The sequence below is a fragment of the Actinomadura sp. WAC 06369 genome, assembly GCF_003947565.1.
Taxonomy (GTDB): domain Bacteria; phylum Actinomycetota; class Actinomycetes; order Streptosporangiales; family Streptosporangiaceae; genus Spirillospora; species Spirillospora rifamycini.
This window is the reverse complement of record NZ_QHJN01000353.1, coordinates 1-1,832: the sequence shown is the minus strand read 5'-3', so window position 1 is coordinate 1,832 and position 1,832 is coordinate 1. Positions and strand designations below refer to the sequence as shown.

Below are 1,832 nucleotides of genomic sequence, written 5' to 3'. Positions count from 1 at the left end.
CTGCCCGCCCTCATCCTGCAGGGCGGCGGCCAGCGTGAGGGCGCCGGCGGCGCCGCCCTGCAGGATGAGGGCGGGCAGGATCAGGACGCGACGCAAGGGTCATCCACCTCCGTCGATGCGTTGGAGTTCGGCCTGCAGTTCGACGAAGGCTTCGGGCCCGACGGCCAGGGCCCCGTCGAACGGGCGGGCCATGTCGATGGTCAGGTAGGTTCCGGCGGCCAGCAGCGCGGCCATGAGGGCCAGCGGGACCAGGGGCGCGCCGCGCGGCGAGGCCCCGGCCAGGAACGGCAGCAGCACGACCACGACGCCGGTGATGATGGTGACGGCGGTGAGACCGGCGGGCGGCGTGGTGCGGGCGTCCATGGCGCGCTGGTTGCGCGCGGCGGCGATCTGGCCGATGTTGTCGAGGACGGCGGCGCGGGCCTCGCGGAGCTCGTCGTCGTCGGCCTCGAGCGCGATGACGTCGCGGCGGACGCGGTCCAGCAGCGTCCACCCGGCGGGGGCGAGCCGCCCGTCGGCCATGAGCTCCCACTCGGTGCCGCGGACGGTGTCGACGTAGGCGCGCAGGCCGCTGCGGACGGCGGTGCGCTGGTCGTCGGGCAGGCGGGACGCGGCCCAGTAGGTCTCGGCGATGGCCTGCGTCTCGGCGTAGGTGCCGGCGCGGGCCGCGTCGGCGGTCGTCCAGGGCACGATGACGGCGATGGCGAACGCGAGCAGGAACAGCGCCGACAGCATGGCCCCGGCGTGCGAGACGGTCGCGCCGTCGGGGGACGCGTCGTCGGCGGCGCGGCGCGTGCGCCGGACCAGCGCGCTCGCGACGGCGACCGTACCGACGGCGCAGGCGGCCGCCGCGAAATAGACGATCATGCCCCTCCACGGGTTCGGGTCGGAGGCGGCCCGGACGCGGAACCGCCGACACTGGGCGTGATTTTAAGGTCACGTTGAGTGTCTGTGGAGGGGGTTCCGAAAAGTCGTCGGAATGGTCACGCGGAAGTCAGGTGTCCGTCCGGTCGGGCAAGGGAGCGGTGTCGGCCGGGGAAGGCGGTCGCGGGCGGCGTGGGGTTCCGCCGCGCGGCGGGAAGGTGTAGGGGAGCGGCGCGGCGAGGTCGGGGCCACGAACCGGAATCTCTCGGACATCTTGCGGATTTCGGTTCCGATAACGGAAGATCTTCCGTAGACCGCGCGAAGTGAAGGATGATTGTTCGGCCGACCCGGGAGGGGCGGCGGCGTGAGGGGAGACGGCGATGGCGCCGCACGGAAAGCTCGACCTCGATCCCGAGGCGGTCCGCACCGCCCGCCGGCTGGCCGCCCGCGCCGCCGAGCCGATCATCGCGATGGCCCGCGCCCACACGACCGTTTCGGTCGAGCGCGCCGTGCTGCGCCTCGCCGGCCTCGCCGGCGCCGACGACGGCGGCCGCCCCTGGGCCAACCACCTCGCCGACGCCGTCCGCGACCAGGTCGGCCTCGAGCACGGCGTCGCGCTCCCCGTCTGGGACGCCCTGCTGCGCGGCCCGCACGGCACCCTCGCCGACCTCGCGGGCGCCGCCGCCCGCGGCGGCGTCTCCTTCCGGCTGCCGGCCGGCGCCGACGCCGACCGCGCCCGCGCCGCCGCCACCGCCGCCGCCCGCGACGGCCGCCGCGCCGAGCGCCGCCGCCGCGGGAGGGGGTGCCCCCCGGGAGGGAGCCCCCCCGCCACACCAGCCCCGCGTCCCCCGGGCGCAGGCCGACCGCCGCGACCCGCACGCCGGGGCGCGAGTCCGGCGGCAGCCGCTCGACCCGCGACAGCAGCCGGTCGGCAAGCCCGGCGGGCAGCTCCTCCAGGTCCCCGGTGG

The 1,832-nt window shown here is 76.5% G+C and carries 2 protein-coding genes; one reads left to right on the top strand and one right to left on the bottom strand.

The window, feature by feature from the left end; all coding sequences use genetic code 11:
* Nucleotides 1-99: 99 nt before the first annotated feature.
* Entirely contained in the window at nucleotides 100-867 is a 768-nt protein-coding gene (locus tag DMH08_RS39360) for a bestrophin-like domain (RefSeq protein ID WP_026401704.1), read from the bottom strand.
* Nucleotides 868-1,244: 377 nt separating this feature from the next.
* Between DMH08_RS39360 and DMH08_RS39355 the strand changes: the two genes are divergently transcribed.
* A partial coding sequence (locus DMH08_RS39355) for a lysine 5,6-aminomutase subunit alpha TIM-barrel domain-containing protein (RefSeq protein WP_325052991.1) occupies nucleotides 1,245-1,832 on the top strand: 588 nt, incomplete at its 3' end.

Excerpts from the sequence above, each read along its gene's own strand:
- DMH08_RS39360 (WP_026401704.1), bottom strand. The coding sequence starts at position 867 with ATGATCGTCTATTTCGCGGCGGCCGCCTGCGCCGTCGGTACGGTCGCC.